Genomic DNA, 1,928 nt, shown 5'->3' with positions numbered 1-1,928 from the left:
CCGGAGCAGGTGAGAGGCGACGCAGTGGACGCGCGCACCGACCTGTTCGCGCTCGGGATCGTGCTCTACGAGCTGGCGAGCGGGAAGCGGCCGTTCACGGGGGAGACCCACGTGGACGTCGGCCATGCGATCCTGCGGGAGGCGACAAAGCCGTTGCGCGCGCTGCGCCCGGAGATGCCGCAGGAACTCGAGCGCATCGTGAGCCGGTGCCTGGAGAAGAACCCGCGCGAGCGCATTCAGTCGGCCCTGGACGTGAGCAACGAGCTGCGCAGACTCCGCAAGGAACTGGAGCGGAGCGAGTCGGGCGCTATGGCCAGGCCGGTCGCCGAGAAGGTGGCCTCGATCGCCGTATTGCCCTTCGTGAACCGCAGCGCGAGCGCCGAAGACGAATACTTCTCCGACGGCCTCGCCGACGAGCTGCTCGGCGTGCTCTCGAAGATCAAGGGACTGCGCGTGACGGCGCGCACGTCGTCGTTCCAGTTCAAGGGATCGAAGGACGACGTTCCCACGATCGGCCGCAAGCTGGACGTCGCTACGCTCCTCGAGGGGAGCGTGCGCAAAGCGGGGAACCGCATCCGTGTGTCGGTTCAGCTGGTGAACGTGGCGGACAGCTCGCACCTGTGGTCGGAGACCTACGATCGGACCTTGGAGGACATCTTCGCCGTGCAGGACGACATCGCGCATTCGGTCGTGAAGGAGCTGCGCACCACGCTGCTGGGCGAGGCGCCGGATTCGGATGCGAGCGGTGCGGCGAAGGCGGAGGTGGCGCGCGCAGCCAAGGGGCGTGGGACCGATCCCGAGGCGCACCGGCTCTACCTCGTGGCCCGACACTTGATCGATCGAATCACCCGCGAGGACACGACTAGGGCGATCGAGTATCTGAAGCAGGCGCTGGCGCGGGATCCTGAGTTCGCGCTCGCCTGGGCGGAGCTCGGCAGGGCGCACTCAAGAGAAGCGGCTCAAGGCTGGACGCCGACGGCTCAGGGGTATTGGCGGGCGCGGGAGGCGGTGGAGCGTTCGCTCGCGCTGGAGCCGGATCTGGCGGAGGGGCATGCGGGGATGGGGTTGATCCGGGTGAACCATGACTGGGACTGGCGCGGCGTGGAGGCGTCGTTCGCCCGTGCGCTGGAACTGGCGCCGGGGAATGCCACAGTGCTCCGCTGGGCCGGCACGCTGGCATTGAGCTTGGGCCGCCTCGAGGAGGCGATCGGGCTCTGTCGCCGGGCGTTGGAGCAAGACCCGTTGAGTGCGTCGGCCTACAGCAATCTCGGCTTGGCGCTCATCGCTGCGGGCCGCTTCGCAGAGGCGGAAGCCGCCTATCGCAAGTCTCTCGAGCTCGCCCCGCAGAGAATTAGTGCGCATGCGTCCCTCTCGCTGACGCTGCTCGCCCAAAGCCGAGGCGAAGAGGCGCTGGCGGAGGCGATGCAGGAGCCGAGCGAGCTGTTCCGCCACTGGGCGCTCGCGATCGTTCATCATGGCCTGGGTCAGGGGGCGGAGTCGGTAGCGGCGCTGCGGGAGCTGATCGAGAAGTATTCCGATGCGGCGGCCTATCAGGTCGCCGAGGTGCATGCGACACGCGGCGAGGCGGACGCGGCTTTCGAGTGGCTGGAGCGGGCGTATACGCAACGGGACGCCGGTCTTGGCGCGTTGATCAGCAGCGGACAGTTCCGTTCGCTTCACGAGGACCCGCGGTGGCGTGCGTTCCTCAAGAAGATGGGGCTCGAGGACTGAGGTGCCTTGCATCCGCCGCCGAGACGCTCTCGTAAGCCATTGACGTGGTTCTTATCGCCAAAGTCGTAGCCACTCCTTCAGGTCGATCGCGACCCTTACTTCGTCCCGATGCCGATATTCACCACATTTGTGAGAATGGCTCGGCCGTTCGCCACTGCGCGCTCACGGACCATCCCATCGAGAACCTGTCGCAACCG

General features: G+C 67.0%; 1 protein-coding gene. It reads left to right on the top strand.

Going from position 1 to position 1,928, the window contains the following annotated elements:
• Positions 1 to 1,731, top strand: a 1,731-nt coding sequence (locus VFQ05_09275; protein ID HET9326949.1) for a tetratricopeptide repeat protein, incomplete at its 5' end; no start/stop codon positions are given.
• Between the last annotated feature and the right edge of the window lie 197 nt (positions 1,732 to 1,928).

The organism is Candidatus Eisenbacteria bacterium (genome assembly GCA_035712145.1).
GTDB lineage: Bacteria > Eisenbacteria > RBG-16-71-46 > RBG-16-71-46 > RBG-16-71-46 > DASTBI01.
The sequence above is the reverse complement of the archived record's forward strand: the minus strand, read 5'-3'. Positions and strand labels throughout refer to the sequence as shown.